At 57.0% G+C, this 16,151-nt stretch carries 16 protein-coding genes and 3 pseudogenes; 9 read left to right on the top strand and 10 right to left on the bottom strand.

Going from position 1 to position 16,151, the window contains the following annotated elements; all coding sequences use genetic code 11:
• Nucleotides 1–221: 221 nt before the first annotated feature.
• The gene (locus FGA82_RS22080) at nucleotides 222–596 is read right to left on the bottom strand and encodes a hypothetical protein (protein ID WP_141128750.1); all 375 of its coding nucleotides are present in this window, start codon (nucleotides 594–596) and stop codon (nucleotides 222–224) included.
• Between the two features lie 36 nt (nucleotides 597–632).
• Here FGA82_RS22080 and FGA82_RS22075 point away from each other — a divergent pair, with 36 nt between their 5' ends.
• The 3 genes from FGA82_RS22075 to sodC all read left to right on the top strand — a co-directional run bounded on the left by FGA82_RS22075 (nucleotide 633) and on the right by sodC (nucleotide 2,250).
• Complete coding sequence (locus FGA82_RS22075; RefSeq protein ID WP_141128749.1) at nucleotides 633–1,310, top strand: Fic family protein; 678 nt, start codon at nucleotides 633–635, stop codon at nucleotides 1,308–1,310.
• A 101-nt stretch (nucleotides 1,311–1,411) separates the two neighbouring features.
• Nucleotides 1,412–1,552 (top strand): hypothetical protein, encoded by a 141-nt coding sequence (locus FGA82_RS32180; RefSeq protein ID WP_171057339.1) that lies wholly within the window; start codon nucleotides 1,412–1,414, stop codon nucleotides 1,550–1,552.
• 176 nt (nucleotides 1,553–1,728) lie between these two features.
• Nucleotides 1,729–2,250, top strand: a complete 522-nt coding sequence (gene sodC / locus FGA82_RS22070) for a superoxide dismutase family protein (RefSeq protein WP_141128748.1) — start codon at nucleotides 1,729–1,731, stop codon at nucleotides 2,248–2,250.
• Between the two features lie 302 nt (nucleotides 2,251–2,552).
• Here sodC and FGA82_RS22065 read toward each other — a convergent pair whose 3' ends face one another.
• From FGA82_RS22065 to FGA82_RS32770, 4 genes and pseudogenes are all read right to left on the bottom strand, one after another.
• A complete protein-coding gene (locus FGA82_RS22065) occupies nucleotides 2,553–2,786 on the bottom strand; it encodes a hypothetical protein (protein WP_141128747.1) in 234 nt (77 codons plus the stop codon).
• 379 nt (nucleotides 2,787–3,165) lie between these two features.
• Nucleotides 3,166–3,390: pseudogene (locus FGA82_RS32955) on the bottom strand (MarR family transcriptional regulator); the annotation flags it as partial.
• A 1,101-nt stretch (nucleotides 3,391–4,491) separates the two neighbouring features.
• On the bottom strand, nucleotides 4,492–5,724 hold the full coding sequence (locus FGA82_RS22055; RefSeq protein WP_141128745.1) for a hypothetical protein: 1,233 nt from the start codon (nucleotides 5,722–5,724) through the stop codon (nucleotides 4,492–4,494).
• A 530-nt stretch (nucleotides 5,725–6,254) separates the two neighbouring features.
• On the bottom strand, nucleotides 6,255–6,629 hold the full coding sequence (locus FGA82_RS32770) for a hypothetical protein (RefSeq protein ID WP_141128744.1): 375 nt from the start codon (nucleotides 6,627–6,629) through the stop codon (nucleotides 6,255–6,257).
• Between FGA82_RS32770 and FGA82_RS22045 the strand changes: the two are divergent.
• Nucleotides 6,628–6,855 (top strand): annotated as a pseudogene (locus tag FGA82_RS22045) (CopG family ribbon-helix-helix protein). The gene FGA82_RS32770 and the pseudogene FGA82_RS22045 overlap by 2 nt on opposite strands.
• A gap of 327 nt (nucleotides 6,856–7,182) precedes the next feature.
• Here the strand turns inward: FGA82_RS22045 and FGA82_RS22040 are convergent.
• The 3 genes from FGA82_RS22040 to FGA82_RS22030 form a co-directional block, all read right to left on the bottom strand.
• On the bottom strand, nucleotides 7,183–7,722 hold the full coding sequence (locus FGA82_RS22040; protein ID WP_141128743.1) for a bactofilin family protein: 540 nt from the start codon (nucleotides 7,720–7,722) through the stop codon (nucleotides 7,183–7,185).
• Nucleotides 7,644–8,624 carry a M23 family metallopeptidase gene (locus tag FGA82_RS22035; RefSeq protein WP_141128742.1) on the bottom strand — a complete coding sequence of 327 codons (981 nt, stop codon included), beginning with the start codon at nucleotides 8,622–8,624 and terminating at the stop codon, nucleotides 7,644–7,646. The genes FGA82_RS22040 and FGA82_RS22035 overlap by 79 nt, the downstream gene beginning before the upstream one ends.
• Before the next feature lie 557 nt (nucleotides 8,625–9,181).
• Nucleotides 9,182–10,288, bottom strand: a complete 1,107-nt coding sequence (locus FGA82_RS22030; protein ID WP_141128741.1) for an acyltransferase family protein — start codon at nucleotides 10,286–10,288, stop codon at nucleotides 9,182–9,184.
• Between the two features lie 423 nt (nucleotides 10,289–10,711).
• Between FGA82_RS22030 and FGA82_RS22025 the strand changes: the two genes are divergently transcribed.
• From FGA82_RS22025 to FGA82_RS22010, 4 genes and pseudogenes are all read left to right on the top strand, one after another.
• Nucleotides 10,712–11,206, top strand: a complete 495-nt coding sequence (locus FGA82_RS22025; RefSeq protein ID WP_141128740.1) for a hypothetical protein — start codon at nucleotides 10,712–10,714, stop codon at nucleotides 11,204–11,206.
• A 194-nt stretch (nucleotides 11,207–11,400) separates the two neighbouring features.
• Nucleotides 11,401–11,790 (top strand): annotated as a pseudogene (locus FGA82_RS32525) (RHS repeat-associated core domain-containing protein); the annotation flags it as partial.
• 85 nt (nucleotides 11,791–11,875) lie between these two features.
• Complete coding sequence (locus tag FGA82_RS22015) at nucleotides 11,876–12,268, top strand: hypothetical protein (protein ID WP_141128738.1); 393 nt, start codon at nucleotides 11,876–11,878, stop codon at nucleotides 12,266–12,268.
• Nucleotides 12,252–12,533: a hypothetical protein gene (locus FGA82_RS22010; RefSeq protein WP_141128737.1), complete on the top strand. Its 282-nt coding sequence runs from the start codon at nucleotides 12,252–12,254 to the stop codon at nucleotides 12,531–12,533. Before FGA82_RS22015 ends, FGA82_RS22010 begins: the two co-directional genes overlap by 17 nt.
• Nucleotides 12,534–12,664: 131 nt before the next feature.
• Here FGA82_RS22010 and FGA82_RS22005 read toward each other — a convergent pair whose 3' ends face one another.
• Both FGA82_RS22005 and FGA82_RS22000 read right to left on the bottom strand, forming a co-directional pair.
• Complete coding sequence (locus FGA82_RS22005; RefSeq protein WP_212760551.1) at nucleotides 12,665–13,135, bottom strand: DUF1353 domain-containing protein; 471 nt, start codon at nucleotides 13,133–13,135, stop codon at nucleotides 12,665–12,667.
• A gap of 677 nt (nucleotides 13,136–13,812) precedes the next feature.
• Complete coding sequence (locus FGA82_RS22000; RefSeq protein WP_141128736.1) at nucleotides 13,813–14,307, bottom strand: glycoside hydrolase family 24 protein; 495 nt, start codon at nucleotides 14,305–14,307, stop codon at nucleotides 13,813–13,815.
• 1,172 nt (nucleotides 14,308–15,479) lie between these two features.
• On the opposite strand from FGA82_RS22000, the gene FGA82_RS21995 reads away from it, so the two are divergent.
• Nucleotides 15,480–16,115 (top strand): response regulator, encoded by a 636-nt coding sequence (locus FGA82_RS21995; protein ID WP_171057338.1) that lies wholly within the window; start codon nucleotides 15,480–15,482, stop codon nucleotides 16,113–16,115.
• Nucleotides 16,116–16,151 lie beyond the last annotated feature (36 nt).

The following is a 16,151-nucleotide window of genomic DNA, read 5'->3' as shown; positions in this document are numbered from 1 at the left end:
GGGCACTATCTCTATGCTTTCAAGCAAGCCCGGGACTCGCTGGGCCGTCAGTACTCCTACCCACTCACCACGTTTGAACCCAGTGACCTCATCCAGTCCCTGACGCAGGACAACCTGCAAACAGTGATGGAAAGTGCATTGTCGACATACCGCGACACACCCGCCAACCGAACTGGCTTGACGGCGCAGTATCAGAACCTGATCAGGCTGCGTTGCCTGGCTTATCTGGATGCCCCAGGCTCCCTGCTGGCGTACCGCCAGACGGTGGAGAGCTTTCTGGCCGGGACTGTCCAGGCCCAGGAGGTGTCCTTTGATGGCGTCAAGGTCAACGGCGTATTCCTGATCCCTGCCAGCGCAACCAGCGGCGTGGTGTTCAACCCAATGGCTGCAAGGGTCAGAATGACCTTGGCCACCTCCAGCAGATGCCCGGTGGTCTGCTCCCACGAGCTGAACACCAGATAGTCGATGTCGGCAGCCAGACGACTCATCAGGCTGTCAAACAACCGGTTGGCCAGATCACGCTGGCTTTGACTGGCGGTGAAGGTCACCGGGCGCAGCACGGACGATGACGGCACCGCTTGCGTACGATCGGTCATCACCTGGGTGCAGAAAATTGAAACAGGGCTGTCTTTGTGCGTTTGCGCAATCGTTCGCTGGGCACCGCCAGAACCCGTTTCGCCTGGGGTGCGTTGGCCTTTGAACAAGCGCAGGTTGAGCGTCGGCGGCTGTCGGACCTGACACGCATGAGCGCAGCAAACAACCACGTTCAAAAGCTGCTGGACTTCCCCCCGGCCGTGCCTCGACAAATCGTGGCGGGCGTTCCTGAACAGGCGGCCGTCAACTGGAACACCGGCAATAGCCGTTCTGATACCGATCCCGAGCCCGTGAATGCATTGCAGGGGCGTATCCGCAGCGCGCTGTCACTCAATCGCCAGGCCGACCTGTTTGATATCCAGACCATCATTCGCCTGCACGATGGGGTCTATCAACCGGCGGTCGGGCAAGTGGAGCGGGTGTTCCGTTCGAGCAGCGATCCGTTGTTCATGGGCTCGGATGTGGCACGCGTCGGTTTTATCAAGGCGCTGGATGCGATCAAAACCAAGGTACAGGCCAGGCAGGTGGATGCAGGTGAGGCGCTCTTCGGCGCCCTGGTTCGCTACCACCCTTTTGGTGATGGCAACGGTCGAACCGCCCGCACTCTGTATGCCCTGGCGCAGTTGAATAAACAGGAGGCAACATTCAAGGCATTGACCCCACTGGCCGAAGACCTGCTCAGCGGGCTTGCCCCCTGGGCATTGACCACGGCCTGAGTAAGGGCCCGGCCTTGCCGGGCCCAATCACCTGCGTTCAAAAGCACGGCGCGGAGGGAACACGCGCCGTTGCCTCACCTGGCCGTGCGCGCCATGAGCCCATGACCGATGAGTGGGTGCGCCTCAGCCTCCTCGCGGACAACCAGGCCGCCTCGATTGTCTATCACGCACCGGCACAGGAGGCCAGCTTGCCTCATCAAGGCTCCACCGCCAGTGGACCTGATCACGACAACAACACCTGAGACCTGCCTTGTATTCAATAGCCCTTTTCTATCGTCGATCGTCCATTTTTTGGTTTGCTCAGAGGGTCATGTTTTTTCTACGCTGGTCCACGGCATCAACGACGTCTAGTTGCTCAGCCGTTCATGTCAGTCCACGTTCATTTTTCGAACGTTCATGCAATGTCAGGAAACCACTTATGAAACACCGTTTATTCTTGAGTTTGGTCGGTACGCTTGCCATGGGCACAGTTCACGCCGCCTCCCTGGAGGTTCCTATGCAGCGGGTGAGCGCCAATGGTGCTTCCCAGAAGATAGGCACGATTACGGTCGATGCGACGCCCTATGGCCTGCTGTTCACTCCCCATCTCCAATCCTTGCCGCCTGGCCTGCATGGTTTTCATGTGCATGAAAACGGCAGTTGTGAAGCCGGTATGAAAGATGGGGTGAACGTCGCAGCAATGGCCGCAGGTGGCCACTTTGACCCGCAAAAAACCGGCGAGCATTTGGGCCCTTACGCCGAGGGGCACCTGGGCGACCTGCCGGCGCTCTACGTGACGGCCGACGGCATTGCCAACTATCCGGTGCTGGCCCCACGCCTGAGGAACGTCGCGCAGATTAAAGGCCACGCCCTGATGATCCACGCTGGCAGCGACAACCATTCGGAAAGGCCCAAAGCGCTGGGAGGGGGTGGTGAGCGTGTTGCTTGCGGCGTGAACTAAACATACGACTCGCCCCTTTCTGAGTCGCTCTTTTCTGGGCCGACAAAGACGGTAGCGTTTGTCTCCCAAACAGGCTGCCAAGTGCCCGCTCAGCCATCCGAGCGGCGATCCTTGTGCAGACGGTCGCGCCCTGGCAGGGCGCGACATCCAGCGCGCCGACAGAGAGGCAAAAATGGCTAACACCAGAAGGGGGCGCAGTCCCTTCCGTGACCAGAAGGGACATTCAGAATCTGAAGAGGAGTAAGCGCATAAACAACCCGCGTCCGAAGTCGGGTTGTTTAAAGCAGAGGAGAAGCCAACGTCTACCTACCCCGAAGTTGTGAGGCCTCATCAACGGTGGCAGTAATCAAGGGGTTTACACAATCAAGTGTCAGCCGCATCAGCCTGAAGGCTCGTCTCAGATTCTCCTTCTCAACGTCGGCCAGATCGTTGGGTATGCCGTGTTGTAAATTCTCGATGGCCAAGTCACCAAATGCGTTGATGGTCTTGCAAGTCATCAAGACATTTTCCAATACACTGTGCGCTTCAGCGTGCATGGAACACTCCCTAATTCGATTTTTATCCTGCGGTTATTCCTCCTGGAAGTTGGCTCCTGAGGATGAAGTAAAGCTGGCGTTACTTCCGCCGACAAGAATCGTTCCCGTGGATTTTTAGATCATTTTTGAATAGGAAAAATCGCCAAACAATGACGTTTTCCACCCTGCCAAGGAATGCACAAAACACGTGTGCGACGGCTGCCGAGGCGACTGCTCACCTTAACGTCGACCGCCGCTCTGACCAGGTACCGGTCGTGGATGGCGGGCTCGTGGAGAGGCGGTGCACAGGTGTGAGCATGGGCCAAGGCGGCCTTGGCGTCGGGCGAGGATACTGTCCCGCCAGGTTGGCTGCGCAAGGTTCGTCAGCGCTCATGGTGGGTCCTATACGCTGAAGCGTGATCGGATCCCGCGCCACCGACAAGATCTTCTTGAGCAGATATTCCAGGGCTTTTAGCTCGTACGGGGTAAGGGCTGTGGCCAGTTCGTTCATCGCATCCGCGCCGTTGTAGGGCAGCCGTCCAACCAGTCGCTGGCCGTGCTCGGTGAACGTCAAATGGATCTGACGACCGTCGATCTGGCTGCGGTGGCGGATCAGAACATTTTTATTTCTCCAGTCGATCCCATCGATTAGGGTTGCCAACGGGCATCGGTAACGCCACAAAGTGGCCGCCGCAGGGAACGATACCGATCATGCCCTACGCTCCCTGGCTGTGATGGGCAACTGGCAACCCGGCTGCGGCCGGTCCTGCAAGGCAACGGGCCGGCGACCCTGGCCAGTTGCTTCAGTTCGGTCGGTGGCAAATATGGCTCCCAGGCGCAGCGCCTGGCCAATTCGCTGGGGCGCTCGGTGACCGGGTTCAGCGGCTATACCCACCCTGGCACCTCGCTCAAAGGCGCCACGGTGTTCTACCCGCAAACGGGCGTGTCAGCCGCCACCACGTACACGGTCAACAATGCGGGAGCCTTTTTCATGAAAGCGTTCCTGTATGGGGTGCGATGACAGGCTGCTACGGGCGGTATCCTGTTCGCATGCTCGGTAGTTAAGGGCAAGGGGGACCGCTCAGGATAAGCGGTCCGAAATAGTGGATGCCGTTTTCCACGCTGTGCTTGAGTCCTGTAAGGCATAGGACTCAGGCCGCTTGAGGGGCGCCGGAGGGGTGAAACGCCGTCGTATCGGTATGCCTTCAGCCCAGTGTCACGTATCAGCGTTCGAGCCCCAAACACACTTTCCATCCGTCACAAACTCAATCGTCCAGCACACGCGCACGCGTTTTGGCGCCCGACCATTCAAGCGAAATGGCGCGGATGAAATTGGTCATTTTTTGTGAGGCAAGCCTCCTCCTGCCTGTCTGGTCGTTCGAGCAATGTCGGATTTCGCAGGATGTCACACAGCATAACGCAGACGAGAAGGCAGCTCCGCCTCTCGCCTGCGCTGTAACACATTGGAATGGGGAATCAGGACTTGAGTGCCCTTGCCTGACGGTTGAGACCTGCAGCCTCCGCGCGGATAGCTGCAGGCCAATTTCAAGGTGGCATTAGGCCATGACAAGGTGCAACCTTTCTAACCTGCGTCTGTGACACTCCTCAAAAACGGGAGCGACGCCCAGGGCGTGCTTATAGATTACATACGCAGCCGAGTGTCGCTCCGCCCTCCTGTACGTAAACGTCAGAATATCGTAGCCAACTGCATTCTGTGTACCGATGATTACCAACCCTTGATTATTCCTTGGATTGAACCATTGGAGTTCGTTGCTATAACGCCACCTTTATCGCGCCTAGCGCGCTCGCCCTCATACGTCAAATCGGAAAAAGGCAGTAGTTGAACCCATTGCGTATCAAACACTGAGTAATACATGAACAGATCTACACGTTTCCCCGTCAGCGTTACTTCAACGTCGACGCAGACGCCTCCCTTCTCATCGGTTCCAACCCGGATGGAGCCGATACTGTAAGTCCCACCTCTATAGACATTGGATAACGAAAGTGAAAACGGATTAGACCGGGAAGTATTGGGCTCGGCACAAAGCGTTAAAACGAACCGCTGTCCGCCAGTTGCCACGATATATACCTGAGCATAGGCTTGTTCCTTTGAATCCTCCTGCGCCGTAGTAAAACGGGGCCCGACTCTCATGATCTGCTTCCAAACGGTGGTCGATGTCATCAAATCGGTTGACAACGTCCTGCGTTGAAAAGCACTGGTCGACACCCCCAATTGGTTGTTGGTGACTTGCAATGTGGAATCGTAGTTGACACCTACCCCCCCACTGCCAACGACGATCGCCCTGGTTGCGTTGGCCGTCACCCCGATACCGGCGGTGTCGACGCTGATGCCATTGCCCGGCTGAATGGCCAGACCATTGACTCCGACGCTCAGCCCCTTGTTAGCTTCGACTTTGACCCCCACCCCCATATCGCCCAACTGAATGCCGTCACCCGGCTGAACGGCCAAGCCATTGGCCCCCACCACCAGCCCCATGCCCGCCTCAGTCGTGATTCCCACCCCGGCTTTGGTGAGATTGATGCCGCTACCTGCCCGGATGGCCAAGCCCTCGGCGGTGATGCTCAGTCCTTTATTGGGTCTGAGCTTGACGTCCACGCCCATGCCGCCGACACTAATACCACTCCCTGCTTGAAGGGCCAGGCCAGCGGCGCCCAGCACGAGTCCCTTGTCCGCCTCGACAGTAATGCCGACCCCCGTGCCATTGACATTGAGTCCACCGGCAGGTTGGGGCAGGACCGCCAGCTTGAGGTGTTCATCCAACTGCAGGCCTTGCCCTTGGCCGGGAAGTTGATCAGGTGACAGGCCGACCGCCTTTCGTCCCACATCGGCGACGTCGATCAGGTCGGAAAAATGTGAGGCCAGTGGCACTTTTTGAGGACCGAATCGGTCCTTGAGCGTTTCTGTTGAAGAACCTACGGACATAGTGGTTTTTGTCACGTCATTACCCTCTTTGGGATGGATGTAATTCAAGGCCGCGCTAATTTCTAAGCGTAAGTAGCGGATGGGCGCGCATCAATTACTTTTACAGTCTGAAATTGGACACCTACCCATTCTCAGCGCGGCACACCGCCCCCTCTCTTCTTTTTAGAACACGTACTCAAGTTGCTCAGCGCTTGCAATAACGCCCCAAACCCCTGCCCAAGTAAAAACTTCCCAACCTCAGCATCCAAAAATTTAAGCAACAACTCCGCCACCGGATTCTCGCGCGGAAGGCTCGGCTCACACGTTAAGATCAATAGCTGAAACGATATAGCCCGTCAGAGACTGCGGTATGTTTGCCGAACATTCACATAACATCCCCACAGACTAACTCTTGAACTGGCGTGCAACTTCGTCAAGCCTCCTTATTGAGTAATCTCAAGCATTGCACTTTTTCGAGAGGTTTTAACCTAATCACATGCTCTTGACGAAGTCGGCGTTCATAGTCCACGCCTTAACGGGGAGCCCACAGAGTTCGGAAAGAAACGCTAAGGTTTTGCGACCTGCCGTAGCGGCCTGAACTTCCCGTCTTTCAGTTTGCGGCTCTGCTGCCAGACGTAATCGCCGGTCAGGTTGTTGTGTTCCCTGCCCAACGGCGCAGGTATTGGAACAGGCGGTGTTCTCCGGCCTTGCGGCGTGATTACCAGCGGTTTCCAGCGCGGCTTGATGAAGGCGGTCGGTGCCTCCGACGGCACCTTGCCTGACATCAGGATAGGGTATAGCCCAAACTGACAATAGAAATAATTAAGATCAGCGCGAAGTAAATCACCATGTATCAACCCATGAACCATTCCAGCCATTTCCGTTGCAGGATCCGGCGACATCAAATTCAAGAAGTAACGGTCAGGAGTAACTCTCATCATGGCAACCACCGCGAAAACCCGATCTATCACAGCTCACGTCCCTGAACAACTTGCCCAAAAGGTCGATTTGATGGCCGAGCGTCTGGAACGCTCCAAAAACCGGATCGTCAAACAAGCTCTGCCCGCCTGGATAGACTAGAAAGAAGAGCGCAGTAGCCTGACCCGTGAGGCCTTGGCCGATGTTGACGCTGGCCGCGTTATTGACCACCAGGCTGTCCAGGCCTAGGCTAATAGCCTCAGCACCGACACTCCGTTGCCGGTGCCGCGCTGATGCAATTGAAGTGGGCAAACAAGGCGCTTTCCGACATTACCCGACTGTACGCGTTGCTGACTAATCCACGCCTTGGCGAACGTGCCCATGGGCCGCGTCGGTTTGCTCATTGCCTGGGGAAACCTACGGCCAGCGTGTGCTTCTCACGGTCCAATGACGCACCACCATGCGATGGCTTGCACAGGGCTCGGGGCCGGTCATAAAAGATCGAAGCGTGCAACGACCCGCCTGTTCCAGCTCCTATTCATGGCCCGCACGCGAGTCCGATCACATGCTCAGGCATCACGATTGTGCAGGAGCCCCCGAGCCGTCAGCCGGGCTTGGCTTGGAGGGGGATACGGTCTTGTCGATTTCAGCGACCGGCGTACCCTTTGGACTGGCGGACTCGGGGCTGGCCTGCACCTTTGACTCCAGCGCCCGAACAGGTCGGCGCGTGTCAGGGGGTAACGGAATCGGCTTGACGCCGGCCCCCGTCACCGCCGCAGAAGCCCCCAGAAAAAAGCCGCCGCGTTCGATGATCAACTGATCGGTCTGAATGGTGCCCTGGACTTTCCCGCCTGCCAGGATCTCCACGACTTCGGCCCACACCTCACCCTCCATCAGGCCGGAGACGGTCAAATGGCGCCCCTTGACCGTGCCCCGCACAGCGCCTGTGACGCCAATCGAGACACTGTTCTGACTGATGAGCGTCCCATCCATGAAACCTGCGACCAATATATTGCCCTCGACGGACAAATCGCCCTTTACCGTACAGCCTTCGGCGAGAATGGTAAGCTGGCCATTTGGGACCATTGATGACTTTGTTTTATTAAAGACGCCCATGGGATCTCCTTTTCTTTTGTGAAAATGCTTTCAAAGTTCTGATTGGACCAGCGTGCGAAATTGATCGGGTCGAGCGTTTTGCCCCGATACAACACTTCATAATGCAGGTGAGGGCCGGTACTGCGCCCGGAGTTTCCGGTCAGTCCCAGCAAGGTGCCCTGGGCGACATGCTCTCCGGACTTGATCGACACTTGGCTCAGGTGCGCGTAGCGGCTGGAAAACCCCAGACCATGCTGAACCAGCACTTGCCGGCCATACCCTCCTCTGCTGGTGGTATTGACCCGGCTGACCACGCCACCCGCCGTGGCGTAAACGGGGGTCCCGATGCTGGCGACAAAATCAATGCCCTTGTGGCTGCGTATACGACGCAAAATCGGGTGTGTACGCAAGCCAAAATAAGAGCTGATCTTCGCGGCTTTTTTGAACGGAGTGCCATTGGGGATCATGCCCAGCAACAGCGTGCGCTCGCTCAGTTTGGGCAGCACCGAATTGCGTGGCACCAGCAGGATATCGGCTACACGCGCAGGGCGCTCAGTCGAGCGAATGCTCTGGTTTTTGGGCAGCGCACGCTCAATTTTTTCCTCAGTTACCGGCGGGCTGAGCGGTTTCTCCTCAGGGGGCGGCTGGGTGGGGGCTTTTGCAGCGGAGACCTTCTCCTGCAGCGTTTGTTGCAGTTCATCGGCACGCTGTTTCTGAAGAAGGTGGCCTTCCTGGAGGGCGGACAGTTGAGCCTGAGCCTGAGCAAGCGAGGCGCGGGTCAAGACGACCGTGACGCCCATCACCGCCATCGTGCCCAGCAGTGCCGCACCTGCCACCCCCACCCCCAGCTTGGCTTTCCAGGTGACGACAATATCGCGTGAACCGCCGAGGCTCGACAGTGTAATAACCAGTTCATCCTTCATCGTGCCCGATAGCCTCTGTGTAAACGAGCGCTGATCCGGGAGAAACGTCTCACACAGATCGCCACCGATGGATGTGCAGGGACACGGATACGCTACAGATGCCCAGCTGGCTGCGCAGGGCTGAAACTTCGAGCACGTGTCAATAAGTACAGATGTTGATCGGGTATCAACGGGCAAAACGCAGGGTTGTTTTGCCGTCGATACCGATGTGACATCAGGCCGATGCTGGCCAGTGTGGGGCCGCTCGTGGCGCCTGACTGATCGCGTGTCCTCAATACAGGCAGCGCGACCACCATGGGCAGGCGCGCCTCCAAGCTTGCGGCGCACACCTGCAGGCCCTGATCTCACACGATGACGCTGGGGTGATTATCGCCATCCTGCCCGAACGAAGAGGTCATCCATTCCCTCAAAGGGTGTAGGAAAATCCTGCAGGGCAGGAAAAAACCCCACACTCGCCAACAACTCAGCAGAACGCTATCGACGGGCTCAGAAAGCGCCCACCCACGCCGTGCTCTTTGAGCAGCGGCTAAACGGGTCATGCGGGAACCGTCAGCCGTTCAGCGCCCGGGCGGTGAGGCGGATGAGCCTAGGAATCGGCTGCAGTAGTGCGCAAACGGCTTTTCCACGAACCAGTGACAAAAGAAGGCCACGATCAGGGCCAGGACAAAGGACAGCCCCCCTACAAGGCCCACCTGCCAGACACTCGCCTGCCCGCTGAGCCATCCCTGCCAGATCTGGCTACACCACCCGAGCGTGAGGGCGTAGGACAGCAGCAGCGAATAGGACAGGTCACCGATGCCTTTGAGCGCGACAGGCACGTTGACTTTTCGCCTCGTCTCCTGCAATGCCAAAAACGCCAGGAGCAGTGCGGTGCCTGCGCCGATACCCATCGCACGCGGCCAGGACATCAAGCCCGCCACACTGGTGTACCCCACGACCTCATGAGTCAGCGTATAGCCAATACTGCCCAGGCCCAGCACCAGCATCAACGGCTCGGCCATCACCGTCCCTGGCGAACGCTTGCCGAGCCTGAGGAAAACGACCCCGGTCAGGGCGCCAAAAATGAACTCGAGTGATGACGCGTGAACCATGACGTGTCCGTAAGGGTTGTGCGGCGCAGGGAGCCAGGCGATTGCGTAAAGCACCAAAGCGGCCCAGCAGGACAACGCCACCACCAACGCTTTGAGGTTCAAGCGCAAGAAGGCGGCCAACACCAGGTAGCACCACAGCAGCTGCGTCAGCGTCCACGCCTGGTTGAACATGGGGACCGGGGCGTAAGGCAACAGCAAGAGCGAGGCGATCAAATCGACCCCATCACTGGGCGCCCGATGGGTCGGGCCCGGCTCAAGGCGCAGCAGTACAAAGACCGCCACAAAATAGGCCCAGTAAAGGGGATAAACGCGCAAAAAACGCCGCTTCAAAAATGTCCAGGCCTGGCCCTTGGCACCGAACTGACAATGCTCGGACAGCACCAGGGAGAATCCGCTTAAGACAAATAACAGATCCCACCCCACTTCACCCAGGTGGGCCATTTCCATAGCCCCGGGCGACGCGTTCATGTACTGGGCACTGAGCGACGAGACATGGCCGGCGACGATAATAAACGCGGCCAGACCTCGTACGGCTTGCAACGACAAATAGGGCTGCATAATAAAATCACGCAAGTCAATAGCTTAAAAGATGACAGAGTGGGATTGCCGATCATACAAACATACCGGCGCGGCCCTGGCTGTAGGGAAATCCTGCACCGCACGCCCAAGTCCCCCCCAGTTCGAATGCTCTCCTTCCCGACAGGGTATCGACGCGCTACAGCGGGTTGAATACCGCGTTTGAGGGGCGGCTGTTGTTAAACAGCGATTAAAGGCCCCACACCAAATATTTCGCAACACTCCACCGTTGACCCGTCATACGCGTGGCCTAACACTTTAATCTTCAACGAAAACAAGGACGTAGTATTGGACCAGTTAGAAAAGCTCCTTTCGGACGACGTCAATCCTGAAAAATAGTGGACGCCGTTAAAACCATGGACATGACACGGCACGTCAGAGACCTGTTCGACGCCCTGCCCGTCCATGGAAAAACCGCTCTTGTTCGCGACTAACGCCCAGTCGTTCACGGTCGACCTGTACAGCGTCTTCGACGATCACCTCGTATTCAAAGACCGTGCGGTGGTGCGCGAAGGCCAGCCGCTGCTGATTGAAGGAAGGCATACGCTTTTCGACTGTCCTCCCTGCCCCCAGAACCCCTCAGCCGTGATTGGCAGCCTCAATTGGCCAGACCGCACAGTCGACGTCAGAGTCTTTGATCGTGAGTCGTTGCGAAAAATCGCCTGGTTTCCCCACAACGAGAGTGCGGCACGGTTTCTCGTCAGCCTCCAGCTGCTGGAGGCGACCCAGGATCCCGGCCTTGGCAAGATCGCTGAAGAGCTGATCTATCATCATCACCCCGCCGTTGCGTGGAAGGTCTTTCAGGTCATTGAGCACCTCAGCCCGCAGGCCGCCGCCCACTACGTGCCGCTGCTGCGTCAGTTGGACAACCGCCGTCTGGATGGCTTGCTCGACCAATGGAGTCAGGCGGCATGAACCTTCAGACCTTCATTGAGTGCATGGCCACCTATCACCTGCAACACGACCGCGCGCGCATCATCGATGATTTAAGGTAACTGGCGACCCAGCGTACATTACTGAGCGATCATCTCAACGGTGATATCCAACAGCATGGATTCAGTACGCGCAGCCTCCACCGAAGAGGAGCTGCAGATGCTGCACCTCACAATAGCGGCCGTCAGCAGGTACGACTGCTGCACTGGGTCACCGGCCAGCCGAGCGACCTCCCCAATGACCAGGTGCGCGCCAGTCTGGACAACCAGATTGGCTCGAGTGTGCTGGAGCTGGATGAAAACGCCCATGTGTTGACCCAGGAAGAGTACTACCCGTTCGGCGGCACGGCGGTGTGGTCGGGCAAGAACAGCAGCGAAACGAAGTACAAGTTTTTGCGTTATTCAGGCAAGGAGCGCGATGCCACCGGGCTGTATTACTACGGTTTGCGTTATTACGTTCCGGGGCCGGGGCGCTGGATCAACCCCGATCCGGCCGACATGGTAGACGGACTGAACCTGTTTCGGATGGTGCGAAATAATCCCGTCAATTATGTGGATAAGCCCGGACTCATGGGTATCCGGTACGACCCTGGCACCAATACCTTTGCCTCTGATGGGGGTACGTCCTGGCTCACACTTGAACGTGAGAGTTTTGACGGATCTGATCACGGACATCATCAGCACCACGCCCCTCAATGATGCGGAACAGTTGCTTCTTACGACACACGATCCTAAAAGCCAAGGCAACGCGCGCAAGATTGCCCAAGCCATGAAAAGCAAAAAGTTTTTGTCGACCTACAACTGCGCCGCCTGCCACAAAATCCCGTATTCGTCGATGGAGAAAAGCTTTCTGAAACTGGTTCAAACCAATCCCGCGCCGCGCGCCTCGGGCCGGGTCTCATCTGGAATCACTGCTGCAAGGCTACACGGGCCAGGGTTTGCAGTTACCGCTGCACAGGAAGTGGCTTCACTAAAAAAATCTCGCGTCTCTGAAGGGCAAGCCCCAAGTAGTCCTGGACGTCAATCTGATGCTGAACGCTTTTGATAGCTCGACCGACAACTTGTATGTCGGCTTCGCTCAGACCAATTCAAGCATCGGTGACCAGATCGACAAGCACTATGACGTCCTTTCGCCCGGTGCCGCCCCTATTACGGCAACACCCTGCGGCGCGAATCTGGAGCAATTGCTGAATCATTTGCAGGTAAGCCTAGGGCTGGGGAAAACAGGCCCCATACAGCATGTCATCAAGAGAGTGAGGTGGGAGGAGTCCAGCAGTGTCAGCCAGATTGGCTGGGTGAGCGTCGTGTAACCCGGCGCAGACGTTGATTCAGGCGGCGGGTCTGCGCATGCAGCCACCGCCAGACTTGAGCGCATTGCGGATGGGGCTACCCGATCAGGTGGCCCTCTCTGGATCGCGTAGAAGCACTGCCACGCGGCCTTTCAACCGCTCCAATTGGCTTCCAGTGCTCGCTTCTTGGGCGTACTGCTGGGTCGTTGCACCCCCGACAAGCGTCGATAGGCATTGACGCCCAATTCAATGATTCGCCGCTTGTAGGCCGGTACGCCGAGCACCGCCATGGCCTCGAACAAGATGTCGTCACACGCCTTGCGCGTAATCGTACGCGGCATGCCGTTTACCGTGATGCTTAGGTATTCACACACGATGTCGTGAACCACTGCGGCCTGGCCATAAGCTCCCCAGGGTGGCAGCAACGACCAGAACAGGCGCGGCACGCTGGCGCCATCGGTGAGGTAGCCGGCAGGCACATACACCCATTCCTCACCGTCCTCATGACGAAGATAATAGCGAAATCCTTGGGTCACTCGCCAATAATCCTTGCCGAGTATTTTACTGGCCAGGGCATCAAATTGTGTATTTAACGGCGCACTAAACTCCGTGAAACTGCTCATGCAATCTCCTGATCATAATTGGATACATGTCAAGTTCCGATCACCGCGCCCCGCACACGGGTCGCGTTAAAACCAGCCCCCTGAATAACGAAAGTTTTATGGCTCACACTCTTTTATATGTTGCATGGCCACTGTGACAAACACGAACAACCGACCTGGGCCGGGCTTCACTCAGGCAAAAACGAAGTCGCAGTTCATAAACTGCCGACATTCATAAAACCGACCAACGTTGAAACAACGTTAGAAAAAAACTGCGTCAAGCCTCGCGGCATAACAAGTACGATTTCAGACGCGAACACTCATCTCGGTTACAGTGACACCGGCACCTCTAAGTCAAGTTGATCAGGTTCATCGTGGGTAACACGCTGGCGTCCTCGTTGAACGGAGGCGTGAATAATCCTCGCATCAACGTCGCTGCGGTGGCGTAGCGGATGACTTTTTCCAACAAGCAACGGTTTGCGACGCACAACGCAGACCTCCTCTGCCGCCGTTTAGCATTTCACGGCATGCGCACCTGTGGTGATCCGTTGGTTCGTGCACGGCGGCCTGCCGCCACCACGTGAACAGGTGAACAGGTGAACGCCCCCCCACACACACCCCGCAAACATAGTCAAGCCGCGGTTGAATGATGAGCGCGCCCTTCGACAAGACGTCAATCCCTATCCCCGACAGCCGGCCTACGCATCACTCAAGACACCACCGGCACTCACGTAGTAAGCAATCAAGTCCTCTATATCGTGCTCATATTGACCATAGCCCGCCCCCGGCAAACTGGCCCAGATGTTGTTGCACCTGGCAATCGCGCCGGCCACTCGGCCAGCCTTAATATCGTTCAGCGCGCCTTGCTCACGGATTTGCTGAATGGCCACCCGATCCTGGTTCTCCGGCGTAAAACCTTCTTTGAGTTTGAGCGAGGCACAATAGGCGTCCCAGTACTTTGAAAGCAGCTGGTAACGACCGGCGGCTGTGGACTTAATACCCAATCTGGATAGCGACACCAATTGACGCGGGTGGTCATTGTAGTCTGCAAACAGCTGCCCCCCGACCATCACATCATAGCCGACGTCTCGGGTCGGTTGTTTGCCATTATGCGTACCTTCAGACCAGGCCAGCATATCCAGAAAGGCCAATACATTTCGCCCGCCGGCTTCTTTTTCGCTGATTTTAGCCATGATGTTTCCTCCACTGCCTTTTCGGCGTGAATAATTTGAGTTTAAGTTTCAATATTTAACGGCCACTCATTCAGGTACTGTCAGAACTTGATATTTTCATCCGGCTGAATTTGTTGAAAGGCGCAATTGTCGGCATGCATCCGAACGCCTGTTAATCCGGGTGCGCAAGGGGATGATCCGTATCAGCTCAACTGTTCTATTCATGAACGCAGACGTGTGTGCCATGCCGATTAATCAGGTACGGTTACAGTAGCTAGCGCGGTACAGTGAAGCAATTATGAGTCCAAATTCGGACTAACTTTGTCGTCCCCTGAATGCACTAACGCGGCTTCATGTAAACATCACACTCGCGCAGGGAAAAAACCGGTCATACCGGGTGATAAGCGCTGTGTTGTTGCTTACCAGTTGCAGTCAGACGAAACCGGCGGGCGTGAACCATGCCAGTGGACACCACGCCTGCGCGCGCGCTCGATGCTCTTTGAGTAAAACCTGGCGAGGTGGTAGCCATTGGGTCGAGTGAGGAACCCGCGCCGCTCGAGCCCTTCCCCCCGACCAGAACGGTCACGGGCAACCTCTCTGGGCGATTCGCGCGAATTGACGATACCTGGCAGGATCGGTGCCGGGGGAGGACGTTGCCTCGAACAAGTTAGGGATTTCCCTACGGTGTGTTGGGCATTTGCTGGGTATAACCCATTGCGCACCTGGACAATAATGACTGCGCGGTTTATCGGCTGCGAGAGTAATTGACAAAACGCAGTCCGTGTCCAGTTAGCCCCCATCATAGCGATCAATGGGATGGAGGGATGGGGGGATAATGTAGCAGGGCAGTGGCCGGCCAAGGTTGACGCGAACATGGGGGTGTTCACCTCAATGATTAACCCTATATTGGGTCTTTGTTTATCGCTTTTGGGGAGCGGCGATCAACCCGTTGTGAAGCGGGTCCGGCCACATCGCCCCGTTCAACGGTGGTCACCTTCCCCCTCTTGAGCGTGCGACCCGGATCCTCCCTCCCCAGCCCCTCGAGTCCTCGCGCCTGGCGGGATAACCGCCAGTCCTCTCCCACAACCACGTCGACCACCGCGTCAGGCGCCGTCCTTTTGCCAAGGTACTGACGGGTCAAACAGGACAGGGTCAGCCGAGAGACCCTCCACGTGTAGATGAAGGTCATTGCTATGAAAAGAAGCGAACATCAAACATGGGAGGGTGATCCCGAAGCCAAACACCGAATTCTTATTGGCGATGACCATCCGGCGATACGGGCCATGCTGACCCTAGGACTGGTCAGTCATGAGTTCACGGTGGTGGGACAAGCCAGCAATGGCGTTGAAACCTTGCGCCTGGCCCAGAGCTGCGCGCCCTCTCTGATCCTTCTGGATCTGGATATGCCGTTAATGGAAGGCCTCTCGACCCTGCGCCAACTGCAAAAGACCCATCCACACCTGCCGGTGGTCGTCTACAGCATGCTCAACGCCCGCGTCTACAGCTATCGCTGCCTGCGTCTGGGGGCCAGGGGGTTCATCAGCAAAGGCGCCGGGTTCTCCTTGATCCTCAACGCGGTCCGGCAAGTGCTGCAGGGGCAGATGCTGTTTCCCAGTCATCCGATGCTCGCCCCTTCAGAAGATTTATCCGACGGCGAGATTGTCGCACTACGCTGTTTGGTACGGGGGGGAGACCTCGACAGCATTGCCTCGGCACTGATGATCAGTTCGGCGCACGCGGCGCAGCTCAATCAACGACTTAACACCAAACTGGGCATGTCCACGAATAAAGAGTTGATTCGTTTTGGCAAGAGTTTGACGTTAAGCTGAGCCAGAGGCCGGCGGCCCTTTATTCATGGACAAAGG

It is taken from the genome of Pseudomonas fluorescens, from assembly GCF_005938625.1.
GTDB lineage: Bacteria > Pseudomonadota > Gammaproteobacteria > Pseudomonadales > Pseudomonadaceae > Aquipseudomonas > Aquipseudomonas fluorescens_BD.
This window is presented reverse-complemented; position numbering and strand designations above follow the sequence as displayed.

Bases quoted from the DNA above. Each gene is read 5' to 3' on its own strand.
- FGA82_RS22080 (WP_141128750.1), bottom strand. From the start codon at position 596: ATGACCGATCGTACGCAAGCGGTGCCGTCATCGTCCGTGCTGCGCCCG.
- FGA82_RS32180 (WP_171057339.1), top strand. From the start codon at position 1,412: ATGACCGATGAGTGGGTGCGCCTCAGCCTCCTCGCGGACAACCAGGCC.
- sodC (WP_141128748.1), top strand. From the start codon at position 1,729: ATGAAACACCGTTTATTCTTGAGTTTGGTCGGTACGCTTGCCATGGGC.
- FGA82_RS22065 (WP_141128747.1), bottom strand. From the start codon at position 2,786: ATGCACGCTGAAGCGCACAGTGTATTGGAAAATGTCTTGATGACTTGC.
- FGA82_RS32770 (WP_141128744.1), bottom strand. From the start codon at position 6,629: ATGATGAGAGTTACTCCTGACCGTTACTTCTTGAATTTGATGTCGCCG.
- FGA82_RS22040 (WP_141128743.1), bottom strand. From the start codon at position 7,722: ATGGGCGTCTTTAATAAAACAAAGTCATCAATGGTCCCAAATGGCCAG.
- FGA82_RS22035 (WP_141128742.1), bottom strand. From the start codon at position 8,624: ATGAAGGATGAACTGGTTATTACACTGTCGAGCCTCGGCGGTTCACGC.
- FGA82_RS22010 (WP_141128737.1), top strand. From the start codon at position 12,252: ATGCTGAACGCTTTTGATAGCTCGACCGACAACTTGTATGTCGGCTTC.
- FGA82_RS22005 (WP_212760551.1), bottom strand. From the start codon at position 13,135: ATGAGCAGTTTCACGGAGTTTAGTGCGCCGTTAAATACACAATTTGAT.
- FGA82_RS22000 (WP_141128736.1), bottom strand. From the start codon at position 14,307: ATGGCTAAAATCAGCGAAAAAGAAGCCGGCGGGCGAAATGTATTGGCC.
- FGA82_RS21995 (WP_171057338.1), top strand. From the start codon at position 15,480: ATGAAAAGAAGCGAACATCAAACATGGGAGGGTGATCCCGAAGCCAAA.